Source organism: Limnoraphis robusta BA-68 BA1 (assembly GCF_034932365.1).
GTDB classification, from domain to species: Bacteria; Cyanobacteriota; Cyanobacteriia; order Cyanobacteriales; family Microcoleaceae; genus Capilliphycus; species Capilliphycus robustus.
In genome coordinates, this window is sequence record NZ_JAYGHR010000061.1 from 211,609 (window position 1) to 231,014 (window position 19,406).

Consider the following 19,406-nt stretch of genomic DNA (forward strand, 5'->3'; position numbering starts at 1 on the left):
GAAATCCTTAATTTTATTTCACCTTAATTTTAGCCATGACCACTCTAACCGGAATCCAAATAGAAGGAAATTTAATCGCCCTTGATTTGACAATTGATATTGTCTCAGGGAGTTTTAAGGGTCAGTTACCTGAAAATTTTGGCTTAACTGGGAGCCAGAAATTAGAAGATGAAATTGCGTTTGCTTGGGGAGAAACGAAGGATTTATGGAATATTTTTCAACGCCGTTTAAGCCGAGATGAAACAGACAGCGCTACCAGTATCACCCGTGAATATTGGGCAGTTCCGTTATTAAAGTTGTTGGGATATAACCCGATTTATCAACCGAAAGCTGAAATTGTTGATGAACAAACTTTTGCGATTTCCCATCGGGTTGAGGAGGGAGAAAATCAACCGCCCATTCACATTATTGGCTGTCGGACTACTTTAGAAAAACGTCCCCCCTCTGGGACTCCTCGACTCTCCGCCCATGCGTTAATGCAAGAATATTTAAACCGTACAGAGCATTTATGGGGTATTGTTACCAATGGGTTACGCTGGCGACTGTTGCGAGATTGTTCTTTAATGACTCGTTTAACTTATATTGAGTTTGATTTAGAACAAATTCTCAATGGGGAAAATTTTGCAGAATTTGGGATATTTTATCGATTATTTCACCGGACAAGATTACCCCAAGGAATTGAGGATACAGATGAATGTTTATTGGAGTTTTATCACCAGGAAACCTTACAGCAAGGGGGACGAGTTCGGGATAGGTTACGGGATGGGGTTGAACGGGCAATTGTGCGGTTAGGAACGGGTTTTTTACAAAATACCAAAAACCAACAAATTCGGCAATTAATCACAGAACAACAGTTAACCGCTAAAGAATTTTATCGATTATTATTGTTTCTAATTTATCGGTTATTATTTTTGATGGTCGCAGAATCCCGTAATTTATTATTGGCGGGAGAAGATGCAGAAAAAGTGAGAATTTATCGAGAATATTATAGCATAGAACGGTTAAGAGCATTAGCAGAACGTCCGAGTTATCGCCGCGAAGGATTTCAGGATATTTGGCAAGGTTTAACCGTGACTTTTGCCTTATTTAATGAAAATTGGCGGGGTGAGGTGTTAGGGTTATCGCCGTTGAATGGGGATTTATTTGGCGAGAAAACGTTAAAACTTTTAGAAGGATGTGGGATTGATAATCATGATTTATTGATGTCAATTCGGGAGTTATCTTTATATGAAAATAAAGGACAGTTGCGACGGGTGAATTATGGGGCGTTGGATGTAGAAGAATTGGGGAGTGTGTATGAAAGTTTATTGGATTTTACGCCGCAATTTAGACAACAAAATGGCGTGTATGAGTTTCTGTTGGTGATCGGAAGCGATCGCAAAACGACGGGTTCCTATTATACACCACCTGAGTTAGTCGCACAACTCATTAAAAGTGCTTTAGAACCTGTAATTGAGGAAAAGTTACGGGAGTCAGAAAAAGGAAGATTAGAACAAGCTTTATTAAGTTTAAAAGTCTGTGACCCCGCTTGTGGTTCGGGTCATTTTTTGTTAGCTGCGGCGAGAAGAATTGGTAAGGAATTAGCTATCATTAGAACAGGTGAACCTCAGCCTGCACCAGAAGCATTAAGACAGGCGATTAGAGATGTTGTTCAACATTGTATTTATGGGGTAGATTTCAACCCGTTGGCGGTGGATTTATGCAAGGTGGCGTTATGGATAGAAGGGTTTTGTCGGGGTTTACCTTTGAACTTTTTAGACCATAGAATTAAGTGTGGGAATTCCTTAGTGGGGGTGTTGGATATTTCCTGTTTAGATGAGGGGATACCGGATGATGCTTTTAAAGCGGTGACGGGGGATGATAAAAAGTTGGCGACTTTATTTAAAAATCGGAATAAAAAAGAGAAGAAAAATATAGAAGTGGGTCAAGGGTCGTTGAATTTTGTTGACGTGGAAGCTGAACGGAGTCAATATATAGAAAAATGGCGAGAGTTTGCGGAAATATCGGAAACAACTCCGAAGGAAATTAAGCAAAAACAAAGCCAATATCAACAAAACCATAGTGAAAATAATACAGGGTGGTGGCGTGATTATTCGGCGTGTAATTTATGGACGGCTGCGTTTTTTACACCCTTAACAGAACAGAATTTACAGCTATTACCGACAACGGAAGCGTTAAAACAGTTATTAGGTGGAAATCCCGTTACAAAACAATTAGTTGATGCTGCAAACAAGTTAGCAGAAGAAAAGCGGTTTTTTCATTGGTCTGTGGAGTTTCCTGATGTGTTTGATCCCCCCCAACCCCCCTTGCTAAGGGGGGAGCAAACTATTTCCCCCTTTACTAAGGGAGGATTAAGGGGGGATCTAGGCGGGTTTGATTGTGTTTTGGGTAATCCTCCTTGGGAACGAATTAAATTACAGGAAAAGGAGTTTTTTGCTGCTAAAAGTGCTGATATTGCTAACGCACAAAATAAGGCGGCGAGAGAGAAGTTAATTAAGCTGTTATCTCAAACGAATCCTGAGTTATTACAGGAGTTTCAAGCGGCGAAACATGATGCTGAAGCACAAGGTAAGTTTATTCGGGAGTCGGGACGGTTTCCTTTAACTGCTGTGGGAGATATTAACACTTATGCGGTATTTGCTGAAACTACGAGAAAGTTAATTTCTTCTCAGGGGAGAGTTGGGGTAATTGTGCAAAGTGGTATTGCAACAGATGATACTAGCAAGTATTTTTTTGGAGATCTAATCAAAACTCAAAATCTAGTTTCTTTCTTTGATTTTGTTAATCTTGAAGGAATTTTTGAGGGTATTCATCGCACACACCCACACTTTTGTGCATTAACGATGACAAAACAAAAATCTACTGCAAATATTGAATTTTCTTTCTATTTAACTAGACCATCACATCTGAATGACCAGGAAAGAAGATTTACTCTTGCACCCCAAGATATTGCGTTAATTAATCCGAATACTTTAACTTGTCCAGTTTTTAGAACTCGTCAAGATGCAGAATTAACTAAAAAAATCTATCAAAATGTGCCTGTTTTAGAAAATGAAGAAACGGGAGTTAACCCTTGGGGGATTTCATTTATGGCAATGTTTCACATGGCAAATGATAGTGGTTTATTTAAAAATGAAGTGAGTGATGGTTTAATACCATTATATGAAGCAAAAATGTTTCATCAATTTAATCATCGTTGGGCGACTTATATCGATGATAATAATAATCGTGATGTCACGGACTTAGAACGGCGCGATCCTGATTTTACGATTAATCCTCGTTATTGGGTAAATAAAAAGGAAGTTGAAAATAAGTTAGCGCAAAAGTGGGATAAAAAATGGTTGCTAGGATGGAGAGATATTACTAATGCAACTAATGAACGTACAGCAATATTTAGTTTATTACCGAGAGTTGCGGTAGGTAATAATGCTCCGTTAATTATTATAGAAAAAAATAAAGCTATTTTAGCTACTTGTTTAGTTGCAAATTTTAGCAGTTTGACTTTTGATTTTGTAACTCGTCACAAAGTAGGTGGAACACACATGAATTTTTTCATTGTCAAACAACTTCCCGTTATCCCTCCCGACTGGTACACCCCAGAAGATATCGAATTTATCAGCAGTCGAGTCCTTGAACTCGTTTACACTGCTTATGATATGAAACTCTTTGCAGAAGATATGGGATATGACGGAGAACCGTTTATTTGGGATGAAGAAAGACGCGCTATATTAAGAGCGGAACTCGATGCTAAATATGCCAAATTATACGGTTTAACCCGTGATGAACTGCGTTATATATTAGATCCTGCGGATGTTTATGGTGCTGAATTTCCCAGTGAAACTTTCCGTGTTCTTAAAAATAACGAGATGAGGAAATATGGAGAATATCGCACCCAAAGATTAGTATTGGAGGCTTGGGATAGGATGGGATATGTACGGACATAATATTATTATGTACGGACATAATATATTATGTCCGTACTATCATCATAATGTTATGTCCGTACTATCATCATAATGTTATGTCCGTACTATCATCATAATGTTATGTCCGTACTGGAGGCTTGGGATAGGATGGGATATTAATATTGTACGGACATAATTAATATTGTACGGACATAACAATGTTATGTCCGTACGGACGGAGAATGATCAAATCAAAAAGGCAAATCCAATAAAATCACATAATCTTTAGGCTTTTTAGGCTTATATTCATCTTCATCCCATTTTAAAGGATTTTCTTGAATATATTTCCTAATATTATATAAAGCCTTTTCATCCCTAATGATATGCTCATAAAAACGCCCATGCCAAACTAAAGAAACACCTTTAACATTACAAATTTCATTAATTCTTTTTGTTACCGATGCTTTATAAGAGCGGATAATACTAGAAATTGAACCTTTAACAATATTACCAAATCTTCTATCTTTATCTAGGGTTTCTGGTGCTGATAAAATCCATAAAATACCATGAACATGATTTGGCATAATCACAAATTCATCTAAGCCAATATAATCAAAATGTTGAGGAATTTCTAACCAACAATGACAAGCGATCGCTCCTAAATGGTTAAGATACATTTTACCGTTTTTGATATCACCGAAAATACATTGATTTTGTTTGGTAGAGATGGTGATAAAATAAGCAGATTCTTGAGTATAATCAAAATATTTTAAACGTAAAGTTTTGCGATGTGGTAAATTAAAAAAATTGGGCATAATCTATAATAGGGTATGGTACGGTATGGACATAATAATATTATGTCCGTACATAATATTATTATGTATGTATGGACATAATAATATTATGTATGTATGGACATAACAATATTATGTATGTATGGACATAACAATGTTATGTATGTATGGACATAACAATATTATGTATGTATGGACATAATAATATTATGTATGTATGGACATAACAATGTTATGTATGTATGGACATAACAATGTTATGTATGTATGGACATAACAATGTTATGTCCGTACAGAACTTTGATCATTTTAAATTGAGAAAATTCCCATGAAAATCCCCATCAAACTTAACGATTTATTACAGCAACCCCTAGTTGCTATCTCAGCCACTAGCCCTTTAATCGGTTTAAAAACAGTACAATTAGATTGTAGCGAAGTCGAAAGCTTAACCGATGAACAATTAGAAGCCTTATTTTCTAATATTCCTGAAGAATGGGGATGTGTTGAACTTAGCGAAGTTTTTGATAGCGACACTTTAACCGAAAGTTTTGCCAAACAACTCGTTAATTATGTTAACCAGCGTTTAGGTGTATCCGAAGATTCAACCCCAGCATTACACCCGGAAACCGATACCGACACAATAACTGTAAACTCATCAACCCATTTAGATATTTTTGAACTGCGAAATGAAGTCATTTCCGACTATCGAAATTATATTGAAAGCTTCTTAAAAATTAAAGATAACCGCATCAAAACCTTTGTAAAAGCCGAACTAGATAAAGGTCAGCTTTGGCAAGATCCCCTAGTTCAAATTAATCCCGCCTATAAAAAAAGTGCCAGTATTGAAACCTTAATTCAACAGAATATTTTACATCCCGACTGCAAACGCTATTTTACCAATTATACATTTTATTATCATCAAGAACAAGCCTTTCGCCGTGCCGTAAAAAATACTCCCTATGTGTTAACAACCGGAACAGGTTCGGGGAAAAGTTTAACCTATGTTGTCCCCATTATTAACGATTTATTGCAGAATCCCAACCTAAAAGGAGTGAGGGCAATTTTAGTTTATCCGATGAACGCCCTCATCAACTCCCAAGCAAAAGAATTTGATAAATTTTTAGAAAAGGTTCCCAACTGTTTTATCACCTACAAAAAATACACAGGTCAAGAAAGTCTTCAGGAAAAAACATCAATTCAAAACAATCCCCCGCATATTCTACTCACCAATTATGTGATGTTAGAATTAATGTTAACTCGGATTTATGAAAACACCTTAGTCGCTTCGCCGGAATTAAAATTCTTAGTCTTAGATGAACTGCATACCTATCGGGGAAGACAGGGTGCGGATGTTGCAGTTCTTATTAGAAAACTCCGCCAACGTTGCGGTCAAAATTTACTTTGTATTGGTACTTCTGCTACCATGTCCAGCGAAGGAAACCGCAGTAACCGACGTCAAACTGTTGCGGAAGTGGCGAGTAAATTATTTGGGGTCGAAGTTCAACCGGATAATGTTATTGATGAAACTCTAGAAAAAGCCATTCAACGTCCTTATCCAACCCCCCAAGAATTGCAAACTGCGATAACAAACGGGTTTCCCCCAGAAAATGAACGCACCAAAGAAAACTTTCAACAGCATCCCCTCAGCGCTTGGATAGAAATGCAGTTAGGACTCAAAGAAGAAGACGGTCATTTAATGCGGCGAACTCCCACTTCTCTACAAGCAGGCGCCGAACAACTCTCGGAGGAAATTGGGTTATCTCCCGAAACCTGTCTCGATACCCTTCAACAAATGTTGTTATGGGGAAGTCGCACCAAAGGAATGGCGTTTCGACTCCATCAGTTTGTTTCTCAGGGGGGAAGTGTTTACGCGACTTTAGAATCAAAAAATCAACGCTTTCTTACCTTAGAAGGGCAGTATTCTACCACCAACAACCGCTTACTGTATCCGTTGGTATTCTGTCGGGAATGCGGTCAGGAATATTATGGGGTTCGCTACGACCAAAACAGCTATAAAGTAACTCCGTTATTACCCACAAGTATCGAAACCGAAATTGATAGCGATATTCAAGAAGGTTATCTGGTTATTGATGAAGATGGACTTTGGACTTCCGACGATGAAGACCGTTTACCGGATACTTGGTTTAAATATACCAAACGCAGAGGACGGGAAGCGAAAAAAGAGTATCAACGGTTTATCCCCCAAAAATTATTTGTGTTTTCTGATGGACGTGTTAGCCAGTGGGGAACCGCCACCGAGTCGGAACGTCCGACCCCCTGCTGGTTTATTCCCAAACCCTTTTTAACCTGTTTAAACTGTGGAATTGTTTATGACCGCAAAAAGAATGAATTTAGTAAGTTATCTCGCCTCAGTTCGGAAGGGCGCAGTACCGCCACAACGTTATTATGTTTGTCAACCGTTAGCCGCTTGAAAGCTTGTTCTGCGGTGGAAGAAGATGCGGCTAAAATATTGAGTTTTACCGATAACCGTCAGGATGCGTCATTGCAAGCCGGACACTTTAATGATTTTGTACAAACGAGTTTTTTAAGGTCGAGTTTATACGGCGCGTTGAAAACCAATCAAGTTTTAACTCATCCAAATTTAGCCTTAGAAGTGGTTAAAAAGATGGGGCTAACCCAGGAAGATTATGCTCAACAGGTCGCCAATTTTGGGATCGGAAAAAAGCGCAATGAAGAGGCGTTTCTGCATTTCATTGAATATCGTCTTTATGAAGATTTGCGTCGGGGGTGGCGAATTGTTCAACCCAATTTAGAACAGTGTGGGTTATTGGAAATAGAATACAATGATTTAAAACTCTGTTGTCAGAACACTCAAGTGTGGCAAAAATACCCCCATCCAATTTTATTAAGAGCAACACCCAAACAGCGTTTTGATGCAGTCAAAGTATTACTTGACCAGTTGCGAAAAGATTTAGTTATTGATGCAAATTTGTTGCAACCCCAAGAAATTGAAAAGTTTAAACGGGATGTGAATCAAGCTCTCAAAGACCCCTGGACAATTGACACCGATCAAGTCTTACCTCAAGCACAAACCGCTTCATTTGTTCAGGGAAATAGTCGTCAAAAACATCAGGCAAAATTAAAACTGACGGTGGGGAGTAAAATCGGGCGTTTTCTTCGTTCTGAACGGGCTTGGCTCTGGTTGAACCAACCGCTATCCGAATCTGATTATAACATATTAATTAAAGCTTTGGTTGATATTCTCTGCGATTCTGGTTATCTCAAAAAAGATGGGGCAGAAGTACAGTTGCGGGTTGATTGTATGAGGTGGAAAGTTCAAAAAGTTTCTCAAGTCCCCGTCGATATTTTTAACACAAAACGGTTACAAGGAAGTCAAATGAATTCGGTAGATGTTAACCTATTTTTTCAAGATTTCTATGAACGGAATGCCCAAACAATTAATACAATGAAAGGGCGAGAACATACGGGTCAGGTTAAAAATGAATACCGCCAACAACGGGAGGAAGAATTTCGTGATGGTTTGTTAGCGGCGCTGTTCTGTTCTCCGACAATGGAATTGGGGATTGATATTGCTGACTTGAGCGTTGTTCATCTGCGAAATGTTCCCCCTTCCCCCGCGAATTATGCTCAACGCAGTGGACGGGCGGGACGAAGTGGACAACCTGCGTTAGTGATGACCTATGCTTCAGCCGGAAGTGGACATGACCAATATTTTTGTCGCCGTCAAGATCAAATGGTTGCGGGGGTTGTCACTCCGCCCAAATTAGAGTTAGGAAATCCCGATTTAATTAAGTCTCATATTTATTCCCTTTGGTTGGCTTATACCGGGGCTAATTTGGGAGATTCAATGAATCAAGTTCTTGATTTAGATTTGCAAAATTATCCGCTCCGAGAGAGTTTAAAAATGCAGTTAACGTTAAATCCCCAAACATTAAATCAGTGTTTACAAGCGGCTGAAACAATTTTAGCCGATCAGTTCTGTCAAGGGGATTTGAATAAAACCAATTGGTATTCAAGAAATTGGTTAGAAAGGGTTTTAGATAATGCGTTAAAAGTGTTTGATCAAGCCTGTGATCGATGGCGATCTTTATATCAAGATGCAGTTCAACAGTTAAACGAAGCTCGTAATATTATAGACCGTTCCAACCGGGGAGGAGTGGGAAAAGAAGAACGTAAAAATGCCGAAAATTCTCAGTGGGAAGCTCAACGACAAATCGACTTATTAACGGGTCAATCTAATTCTAGCAGAAGCACCAGCGATTTTGATTTTTATCCCTATCGTTACTTTGCATCCGAGGGTTTTCTTCCCGGGTTTAATTTTCCTCGGCTTCCGGTACGAGCGTTTATTTCTGCGGGGAGCGAGAGCGATTTTCTATCTCGTCCTCGGGTTGTGGCTATTCGAGAGTTTGCACCTCGCAATATCGTTTATTATGAAGGCAATAAATTTCAAATTGTTAAAACGAAAATTCCCGTCAGTGGGTTAAATTTTAATCGGGTTGCTGTTTGTGCAAATTGTGGTTATTTCCATCAGGGACAGGATTCTCAGCGAGATATTTGTGAAAACTGCGATTCCCGGTTAATTGCGGATAGTTTTGGAAATCCAGCTAAATTACAAGTGTTAAATATGGATACTGCTTCCACCCGACGCCGAGAAAGAATTACTTGCGATGAGGAGGAGCGATTAAAGTACGGTTATAATATTACCACACATTTTCGTTATGCAAATCAACGACGGGAATCGGCTTTAGTTGTTGCAGCAGATGGAACCGAGTTATTAAAATTAACCTACGGAGAAACGGCGGAACTTTGGCGAATTAACCGAGGACTGCGCCGAACCGGAGAGCGGGGGTTTAAGCTGGATTCAAAAACAGGATATTGGGGAGATTCGATATCGGAAGAAACCCCCAGCGAACAGTTAAAAACCGAAGTTAATTTGATGGTTTCCGATACGTCTAATATTTTAATTGTTCAACCGATGTGTTTACCGGATAATGAGGTTGAAGCTTATTTAGCATCTTTACAATTTGCTTTGTGGAGAGCCATTCAAGCGGTTTATAAACTCGAAGAAGATGAACTGTCTTCGGAGCGTTTAGGACAAGGAAAATACTTGCTGTTTTGGGAAGCCGCCGAAGGGGGTGCGGGAGTTCTCTCTCAAATTTTAGAAAATCCACAATCTTTTCAATTACTCGCAGATGCGGCGCTGGATATTTGTCATTTTAAACAACCCAAACCCAGTTGTACCGTTGCTTGCTATGAATGTTTGCTATCCTATCGCAATCAGTTTGACCATCCCCTGCTGAATCGTTATTTAGTTGAAGATACTTTGAACCAACTTTCATTTAGCGCTGTAAAACGCAATTCAGGAACTCTTTCACGCGAAGAACAATATCAACAACTACTTAGTAAAACCGATGATCATTCAGAATTAGAGCGAATTGTTTTGACAGCCATTTATGACCGAGGAATGAAGTTACCGGATGCTGCTCAATTCTTCTTCCCTGAAGCGAATTGTAAACCCGATTTTGTTTATCATCAAGTTAAAATCGCCCTATTCTGTGATGGTTCTGTTCATGACCATTCTGAACGTCAAGAACAAGACAGAATTGAGCGAGAAAATTTCCAGTTTGATGAGAGCTATACAGTCATTGTTATTCGTTATGATGATGATTTAAAAGCCAAGTTAAACGAGTTGTCTGCATTGATTTAAAAGTTTAAACAGAAGACTCAAGCAGGGCAAAAACTAAAGTTTAAAAAGTTAAAAAGCTTAAATTATAAGCACAAAAGTTATGTGAAATATTTTAAGTAGTGCCAAAGTCGGTCGCGACACTTGGGCTGACGCAGTTTTTGTAAAGCTTTGGCTTCAATTTGGCGAACCCGTTCCCAAGACAGTTGCAACTTGTGACCAATTTCGATCAAAGAGTAAGCGTGACCGTTACTCAAACCGTAGCGCATCTCAATTATATACCGTTCGCGAGGGCTGAGATCCGCCAACAGTTGTTGCAAATCCCATCGGAGAGATTTCAGCAAAACTTCGCGCACCTGTGCGGGAGTCATGTCCAACTCGGCGGCAATATTATCAATGGTAGCGATGCGACCTTTGTCTTGAAAGATTTTGCGCTGCGCTTTTTTGATTTTATTTAATTTTTCGCCAATGTGTTCCGGAAGAAACATCCAACTGATGTCTTCCAAGTAATCGAAGTAAGCCTGAATTCGAGCAGGAGTTTGGTTGATTTTTATGTAGTAGTAGAATAGGAGTTCATCAAAATCATTAAAATCTCGATTAAAATAAGTTGATGTGTTCTGATAAGCCTTTGTAAAAGTTGGTGAAGTAAACTGATAATTTGCATTTTTAATTTTTATCGATATTGAATGACTATGTTCTCCGACTGTAGCTTGAACTGAGAAATCACACTCTACATTGCCTGCAATAAAATCAAATTCGGAAATCAAATCGTTAGACTCTTTATAATTCCTAAAATTCAATAATTTATTATCTTTTTTGGCGGTAATTGTACCCCCTCTTGAGTGCCATTTAACCTCATTTACTTTGATTAAATCTCTAACTTGATCGTACCCCTTAAGCGTTAAAGTACACTGTTCACCGGGTTGAATTTCTGTTTTGTTGGAAGATAGTTCAAGTGTTCTAAGTACGGGGATAATTTCAACGTCTACAGAATCAGAGATTGCTGATACTGCAATACATCCTTTGGCAATCCAATCTAGAATTTGCAAGATAAATTTTATCTTTTGTTTCAGCATCCAAGATTGTAGATTTAAGTCAAGAATAGATACATCAGGATCTAGATCAACCTCTGAAATATCAAATTCTTCTACAGTCTTGCATTCTCCATCAAATTCTGAATTTTCTTCTGTACTACTAAAAAGCCTTATTCCCAAAGAGTAAACCCGTTGTAACTCTCGGATAATTTTTACAAAAGTTTCCAGATAAGTTCCGAAAATAAAGAGTTTTATTTTGATATCGTTTTTATAAGCCTTAGCTTTGACCTGGTAGAATCCCTTTGAATTATAATCCGCAGCGTAATATCCCTGTTGATTAATTGTTCCCCCCGTTGCTTCCCAGATAACTAATTCGGGGCTAATTCCACAATTAAACTGATCTATTCCAGCAACAGTAAATTTCTGATGTTCACCGGGTTCTAATTGAATAATTGAACTCGGATTTATGTTAATTTCTCTTAAAACCGGAAGTAATGTAACAGAAGCAGTTTTAGAAAATTCTCCCACACTCGCAGTAACAGTTACATAACCTTCTTGATATCCTCCTTTAAAGACTCCATTAGAATTAATTTTACCTCCTGGACTACACTCCCATTTCACATCATCCAGAGGACAGCGTTCGCCTGTATGATCGTATGCAATAACATTAAAATTTACGGGTTTATTCGGTTCAACATATATTTTTTCTGATGGAATAAAAACATATTTTAAGATACGAGGAACAATAAATTGAGCAGAGGCTTTGAGATTATAACTGGGAATAGATGCCGTAACTTCAAAAGAACCTTTGGCGTTTTCATAAACAGTTAAACAACCTTGTTGGTCAATTTTTCCTCCTACCGCTTCCCAGATGATAAGATTTCCCGTTGATATTTCACGTTTACGTTGGTCAAAGCCACGAACTTTTAATTGTTTAGTTTCACCCGGCTTTAAAATCAACTTGGAAGGAATGATTTCTAGAGATGTTAACTTAGCAGGTTCAACGACTGTAACCTCAACTTCAGCTTTTATTTCTCCAACAGTAGCGGTAATTTTTACTTTTTCTTCTGTATGACTGGCGGTAAAAGTTCCATCCTCATTAATTTTTCCACTTGTTGAAGTCCAGCAAACTCGATCTATTTTGATAGTCTGTTTATATTGATCAAAACCTTTGACTTGAAAAGACTGAGTTTCACCAAATTCTAATTCAACAAAAGATGGGGAAATTTCTAAAATCGTCAGCTTGGGAGGTTCAAAAACTTTAACCGTTACCTCGTTACTGCTAATACTTCCAGACTTGGCGGTCACTTGAAAAGTCCCATCATTATTTCCGGCTGTATAGATACCATTTTCAATGGTTCCACCCGTTGCATTCCAAAAAACAGTTTCAAGTTTAAATTCTTTATTATATTGATCGAATCCTGTGACGGTAAACGTTTGTTTTTCCCGAAAGTACAGCTTAGACACAAAACCCGGTTTAATAACTAATTTATCAAGCCTTGGCGGTTCTACAACATCAATACTAATACAATCCTTTAGAAAAGTTCCAACTTTTACTGTAACGGTAACTTTAGCCGTTTTTTGACTCGTTTTATATTCACCCGTTTGAGGATTGATTTTACCCTCTGTAACTTGCCAAATTACAGGTTGACTTATTTCAAATATTTTATCATATTGGTCAAATCCTTGAGCTTTAAACTGATAAACTTCTCCGACTTCCAAAGGTTTAGTAGGTCTTAAAATTTGAACTTTGCTTAATTCGGGTTTGGAACTTCCTTTAAATGTGTAGGGTGATTCTTTCGTGTCTAGATTCCAAACTTTTAGCCAATCACAGCTTCCGCAAATTAGCTTTTTATAATCGGAAGAAATTGCTGTACAATTAATCAAGCTATGATTTAAAACCCAATATTTTTCCGTTTCTATATTTTGAAACCGGATTGTACTATTACTGTCTACAATCACGAGAGTCTTTCCATCTGGAGTCAACTTAAAGTCTTGAATTTTAGTGGTTTTTTTGAAAATAGTATTGCTGGAAATAAAGTCATGTTTTTTTAGATTTTCTTGGTCATTATTAAGATTTAATAAAACAGACATCAAACCCAGACTCATTCCACCTGTAAACTTAACCAATATAAGTGAAATAGCTATAATTAATACTTTAAAAGCGTTAATTATTTTGTTGTTTTTATCGGAAGGAACATTTTTCCAAAATTTTATTTCTCCATTTCGACTTCCACTAAATAGCCGTTCACCATCTGAACTAATCGTTAAGGCTTGAACCCAGTCCGAATGTTCCTTTAAAGTTTGTAAGAGTTTACCGCTATTTAAGTTCCATAGTTTAATCGTGTTATCGGTGCTACCACTGGCTATAGTGCCATCAGAACTAATTACAGCAGAACAAATCCACCCCGAATGATCGGTTAGAGTATGTTGCTGTTTTCTGGTGTTTAAATCCCAAATTTTAAGGGTTTTATCGCAACTTCCACTGACCAATTTTTTTCCATCAGGACTAACGGCGAGCGTTGTTACCCAACTCGAATGTCCTCTCAAGGTAAATAAACTTTCTCCTGTTTGCAGACTCCAAATCTTAATTTGACTATCTGTACCCCCCGTAATTATAGTTTTATTATCTGGAGCGATAACAACAGACAAAACCCAATGAGAATCCGCCTCAAATTTCCGTAATAATTCTCCGGTTTCCGCATCCCAAACTCTAACTATCTTCCAACTTCCGCCAACAATATATTTATTATCAGGACTGATAACAATACTTGTAATTGTATCGGTAGCAACGGGTAAGTTACCGTTTTTAGTTAAATCCGAATTGTATCCCTGCAAAATCCAATAAGCTGATTGCTGTACTTTTTCGGATTTATCTTTTAACGCCTGTCGTGTAAAACAATCCAAGTTTTCGTTAGATTTTAAGCAATCTTGCAAGGCATTTAGTCGAACATGAATATCGGGACTATTCAGGCGAGATTCAAGAGTAGGTTTGGGTAGAGTTTCCATGATTTTACCTTGTTAAAAATTGCTTTTTAGATTGGAATTCGGAGATTTGAGATGATGCACGTTAATCAAGCTTTAATTGAAATATTGGTGGTGGCAACTGGATGAGTTTATTTCAACCTCTACTCTCCAGATTAAGCGTTTTCAACTTGGATAGCTACGGGGTAATTACGGAACTTTGAAAATTTTATGAGCATCAAAAATTAGATCGTTCTCAGTAGAATTACCGATCTTCCGCGTCAAACCCTAGATCAATCATGGAATTGGTGGATTTCAGTTAGACTCAGACTAGAGGACAGAGATTCGTCGGTATCCAAGAGTAGAGAGAACAAATTGACCTCAACCCGATGCTAAACTAACTGCATCAAGTTGATCAATAATGAGAACACAAAGTCGTTTTTGAGCAATTGCAGCTAAGACTGAAGCAGGAGAACCTGGTAATCCAAGTTGCTTCCCGATATGATTGGGTAACAAAGAGTGTTCTAAACGATCTACACGAAATGCTAATACTGGTATGCCCTGTTCATGGATAGTTTCTAGCGCTTGAAGCATGACACCACTTTTACCAACTCCGGCTACACCAGAAATTAAGATGCTTTGCCGACTTTCTGCTTCTTCGCTCGTTAGTTTCTTTATAACTGTTTCTGCTTCATCACGAGGAATAACTTGGCTGTAAAGCATTGAATTTTTCAGCGAATAAAGATAAGAATCATTGGCATTCTGAACAGCAGCTAACACACGAGAATCTTTATGCCATTGACGACGGAGAAAGCCTCTTTTCTCTAAATGATTCCAAATCTCATATGCAGTTAATTCGTGATGAACTTTGTCTAATGCAAACTGAGCCAGCACGTCGCTAACGTTAGCAGGCTCTCCTTCGACGAGGTAATTAATTCTATTATCAATATCGTTGCATAAAGAGGTTTCATCATAGGTTCTAATATAAATTGGTTTTAAAGCTTCATAAGCTTCTCTATCAGAACAGTTCCAATAATTACTAATTTCTTTAAAAGCCTTCAGTGGTTCATAAGTCCGTGACTGATTCAGTTTAATAAAATCTTGCTCAAATTCTTGCCAAGAAGCCGATCTTCTTGCTCGATCTGATAGCTCGTCTAGTTGAAGAACATTGCAAATTGAAATAAACACACAATTTGCGGTTGATGTCTGAAGTTTATGCCAAAAGTTTGCTAGAACTCCTTTACTGTTTAAGTCGGCTAATCTCCATTGACCGTCGCTCTGTTGTCTTTTTACCTGGTGATACTCTCGTCTATCTTGAAAGTCTAACCAAAATTCTACTCCTTCACCCTCTTTTCCTGGTGGTTCTAGACGAATGGAATTAGCCTTCTCATCCATTACGTCAATCATACAATGCACAGTCCAGTGACCTTCATAGCGGTTCCCAAATTTATCTGCTGCTCCTCCAGGTAAAGGCATGGTTTATATCTCCTTGAATTAAAAAATGAAGTTTTTCTTTGTCAAATTGCTCGTGTTCTGCTTCATCTATTTTATCTTTTGAGGAATTCAAGCGATCGCGCAACGGGTTTCATCTTAGAACAACACGGCACCCAGATTAACAATTCCTTTAATTTTAGCAAGCAAATTAACAGAATTCATGGATTGACACCTTCTAATAAACTCTTGATAGGCGATCGCACTGGGTAAAATGATGCTGGTTTCTTCCCAGTCAAAAATAAAATCTTCAGGAACTCGCCACTCTCGTTCATCTGTCCAATCAATAATGGTTTTATCGTCGCCGAGATCGAAGCGAACGATTCTCCACCATTCACTAGGAGGCAAATATTTTTTAGCATCTTCTGAGCGATCATAAATAACAGGCCGTCCCCCTTTTCGATAAACATAAGGCTTAGAAAAAGTTAAACCTACTCCCTGATATCTCACTTTCCCCGATGGATTTTTTTGGCGATACTCCTGCTCCAAATAAATATTCTGTGCCAGAGAATAGAGCGGCGTTTCTTGAAAGCAAACGGCTCTCCGTTCCCCACAGATAAAACCGGATTGAGTTGAGCTACCGATCAACTTTTTCTCTATTAAAATTTTCATTAAAACATCTATCGCCGGAGAAGATTTACCGTTAATAATAGCAGATCGAGTTAAATGTACAACCTGACTGGTCATGTCAGAACGGGAGACAACTCGTTTTTTCCAATCTTCAATTGTGTAAGGCATAGTTTGATTTGGATTTGCAAAATTGTGAAGAAAATAAATTTATTCTGGTGTTCCACAACAAGAACAGATAAAATGGGTGCGATCGCCTTTTGAATTCTTTCATTAACTTGACAAACTTTTTTCAAATCTCCGACTTGAAGTAATAGGTCTGTAGGGGTGATAAATGCAACTTTGGCTTCCGGTCGTTCATAATCTTGGGTGACTGCCATACCCACAACACCTTGAAGTTGTTCATCCCAAATTGCTGTGCCACTAAACCCTTTTTCTAAACGAATTCCTGTTTCTTTGGTATCCTCAACTTGAATACGACCTTTGCCCACCCCTCCTCGTAACTCTCCGGTTGCCCATTCCCCATTACTCCCTTTTTCGGGAAAACCTAATGCTCTAAAACGGTGTCCCCAAAGGCTTTCATTTCTTGTCAAAATTAAGTTGATTGGTTCGGAACGTTCAGGAAGTTGATCGGGATTGAGCAGTTTTAATACCGCAATATCTTGTATATTTTCATCGCTTTTTAAAGGAAACCAAAAGGCTATTTCTGTCTTGAGTTTTTTACCGATTTCAAGAACCGGAAAATCAATTTCAATGATTTGAGTTGGTTTTTCTTCCTGCTTAGAAGATATTCTTTCGGTCGTAAAAGCAACAACATGAGCGCAGGTTAAGATGTAGTGAGGGGAAACTAAAAATCCCGATCCAGCAATGTCCCCTCCCGACTTAAATACTCTAACAACAGCTAATTCTAGTGCCGAAGCCATAACAGATGATCAACTTTGGGGTTTATGTCTAGCTAGGGTTTCTTCCGGTGTTATTCCATTTCAGGGTAATCTCGTAATTCACTTCTGCACTGCCCGATGCGATGACCGCCCCCAGTCCCGCACTCATCTTCACCCCAAATTTGACTTCAACTGCATCTGCGGGTTGGTTTAAATCTTTAACTTTTTTGATTATTGCGTTGGCGACGGGCTGAATGCTAGAAAGGGCTTTTGCGAGTGTTTGTTTGGCTTGTATCACCGTCTCATCTCCAAGTCCAATCAGCCCTTCATCCTCATCAACGCTTTCAGGGATAGGAAGTTTTTCATCTACTTCCATATAGACAAAGGATTGTTCATCGTCATCTAACTGAAATTTTACCAGCCGTGCCGCCATTACCTTTCTCCTGTCAGCAAAGTTTTACCTCATCCTGTATATCCTACGCTACTTTATGTTGGCAACTCCTATACTAGAAAGTGCCTGACCCCAAAGAACTCTACAATTTGAGCTTATATGCCCCGGAGTATTATCCCGAAAAAATAAGGACAAAAAGACAAAATGATTATCAAGGTAGATATTGACGAACGGGAATTTATCATCAATACCGATGCAATTTCCTGTATTGTTCCCCAAGTTGATGATGATGAAACTTACTTAATTGAATTTAGAAGCGGAGGACATTACCCCATTACTTACAAGGAATTTACGCAAATTGCCGAAAAAATTGAACAGGAGCAAAGAACCGGAACCCGACAGAATGTATCAGCATAAATCCACGATATTGATTACACAAAAGGGGGTTTATTTTATTCCCTTGACTCAACTCACAGGCTTTATATTATCAGGTTGCGGGTCTAGGTTTAACGATTGAGGATATTATTGAGGCTCTGAAAAACTGTCAGAACTACGAACAAAAAGTGTTTTTTATACGGAAGATATCGCCCGAGGTTTTCAGTTGGGCTTGGCGTTGTTTGAACTCAGACGCGCCCAAATGACTGCCGAAAAGTTGAAGGCTTAGGAAAATGCAGACACAACTCGAAACCCCAGAATGGAATATCTTTATTTGTTTTCGATAGACTCCTTTTGAGCCGTAACCCTAAAAACCTGAGATAGTCAGATCTGAAGCGACAAAATCTTGCCCTTTCTAGAGTAAGATTGTGAATCCTATAAAATCATTTATGATTAATACGATATCAAAAGCAATTATCAACGATGAGATTTAAGATCATTGGCGCGATCGCCTTACTTAGCCTAACGGGACTAGGGACGGAGATTCGAGCAAATACCTCCGTTCAACTTAGTCAGTTCCGTCCCCCAGATACGACAAAACCCGCTGATCGAGAAGGAGGAGGTACACGGGGAGGAAGTGTTTTCGAGGGGGGTTCGAGTTTAATCGCTTTAACTCCAGTCACAGGAGGAGTAACGATCGCGGAATATCCTACCTTATTGGTTTATGTTCCTCAACCTGAAGAATCTTTAACCAACTCCCCCGTTGAGATGGGTTTGAAAGATGAAGAAGATCATGTAATTTATAAAACTATTATTCAACTTCCTCCACAAGAAAGTATCATAGCCATTAATCTCAAACAAGATGAAACATCTATTTCTCTAGAACCCAACAAAACTTATCGCTGGTATATTTACTCTACCCGGATAGATTCTGATTATATAGAAGTACCAATAACGCGAATTCGCCCTGACGAAGAATTATCTCAAGCCCTAGAAAAAGCCAACCTTCAAGAACGTTTCAATCTGTATAATCAAAACGGAATCTGGTATGAAGCCCTACACACCTTATTTGAGTTACGCCGTGCCAATCCTAACGATACCACTTTAATTCAGGAATGGAAAAAATTGCTTCATTTTGTGGAAATCGAAAAAATTGCCGATGTACCTCTGTTATTAATTGAAGCTCCAACTTCTCAAAATCAAACACCAGATTATATTGAAAATTCGGAGCAAAATACAACGCCAAATCCAGTCACAAGTGATACCGAATTGACATCCCCTTTTCGACCACCAGAGCTAGGTAGCCCTCATAGTCCTGATGGTGGGAGTCGATAAAATT

Annotated in this window: 10 protein-coding genes; 4 read left to right on the forward strand and 6 right to left on the reverse strand. The window is 38.5% G+C overall.

The window, feature by feature from the left end; all coding sequences use genetic code 11:
- Positions 1–35: 35 nt before the first annotated feature.
- Complete coding sequence (locus VB836_RS14265; protein WP_323220003.1) at positions 36–3,944, forward strand: Eco57I restriction-modification methylase domain-containing protein; 3,909 nt, start codon at positions 36–38, stop codon at positions 3,942–3,944.
- 212 nt (positions 3,945–4,156) lie between these two features.
- On the opposite strand, the gene VB836_RS14270 is transcribed toward VB836_RS14265, so the two are convergent.
- A complete protein-coding gene (locus tag VB836_RS14270; protein ID WP_323220005.1) occupies positions 4,157–4,720 on the reverse strand; it encodes a transposase in 564 nt (187 codons plus the stop codon).
- Between the two features lie 307 nt (positions 4,721–5,027).
- Between VB836_RS14270 and VB836_RS14275 the strand changes: the two genes are divergently transcribed.
- Positions 5,028–10,388, forward strand: coding sequence for a DEAD/DEAH box helicase (locus VB836_RS14275; RefSeq protein WP_323220007.1), 5,361 nt, complete (start codon positions 5,028–5,030; stop codon positions 10,386–10,388).
- A gap of 77 nt (positions 10,389–10,465) precedes the next feature.
- Here VB836_RS14275 and VB836_RS14280 read toward each other — a convergent pair whose 3' ends face one another.
- The 5 genes from VB836_RS14280 to VB836_RS14300 all read right to left on the reverse strand — a co-directional run bounded on the left by VB836_RS14280 (position 10,466) and on the right by VB836_RS14300 (position 17,734).
- Positions 10,466–14,407 (reverse strand): sigma-70 family RNA polymerase sigma factor, encoded by a 3,942-nt coding sequence (locus VB836_RS14280; RefSeq protein WP_323220009.1) that lies wholly within the window; start codon positions 14,405–14,407, stop codon positions 10,466–10,468.
- Positions 14,408–14,743: 336 nt separating this feature from the next.
- The gene (locus VB836_RS14285; protein ID WP_323220011.1) at positions 14,744–15,838 is read right to left on the reverse strand and encodes a P-loop NTPase family protein; all 1,095 of its coding nucleotides are present in this window, start codon (positions 15,836–15,838) and stop codon (positions 14,744–14,746) included.
- Positions 15,839–15,952: 114 nt separating this feature from the next.
- Positions 15,953–16,591 carry a hypothetical protein gene (locus tag VB836_RS14290; RefSeq protein ID WP_323220012.1) on the reverse strand — a complete coding sequence of 213 codons (639 nt, stop codon included), beginning with the start codon at positions 16,589–16,591 and terminating at the stop codon, positions 15,953–15,955.
- Positions 16,537–17,343 (reverse strand): S1 family peptidase, encoded by an 807-nt coding sequence (locus tag VB836_RS14295; protein WP_323220014.1) that lies wholly within the window; start codon positions 17,341–17,343, stop codon positions 16,537–16,539. Before VB836_RS14295 ends, VB836_RS14290 begins: the two co-directional genes overlap by 55 nt.
- A gap of 28 nt (positions 17,344–17,371) precedes the next feature.
- Entirely contained in the window at positions 17,372–17,734 is a 363-nt protein-coding gene (locus VB836_RS14300; RefSeq protein WP_046277363.1) for a CU044_2847 family protein, read from the reverse strand.
- Positions 17,735–17,896: 162 nt separating this feature from the next.
- Here VB836_RS14300 and VB836_RS14305 point away from each other — a divergent pair, with 162 nt between their 5' ends.
- Positions 17,897–18,109, forward strand: a complete 213-nt coding sequence (locus tag VB836_RS14305) for a hypothetical protein (RefSeq protein ID WP_046277362.1) — start codon at positions 17,897–17,899, stop codon at positions 18,107–18,109.
- A 441-nt stretch (positions 18,110–18,550) separates the two neighbouring features.
- Positions 18,551–19,402 (forward strand): DUF928 domain-containing protein, encoded by an 852-nt coding sequence (locus tag VB836_RS14310; protein WP_323220018.1) that lies wholly within the window; start codon positions 18,551–18,553, stop codon positions 19,400–19,402.
- Positions 19,403–19,406: the final 4 nt, after the last annotated feature.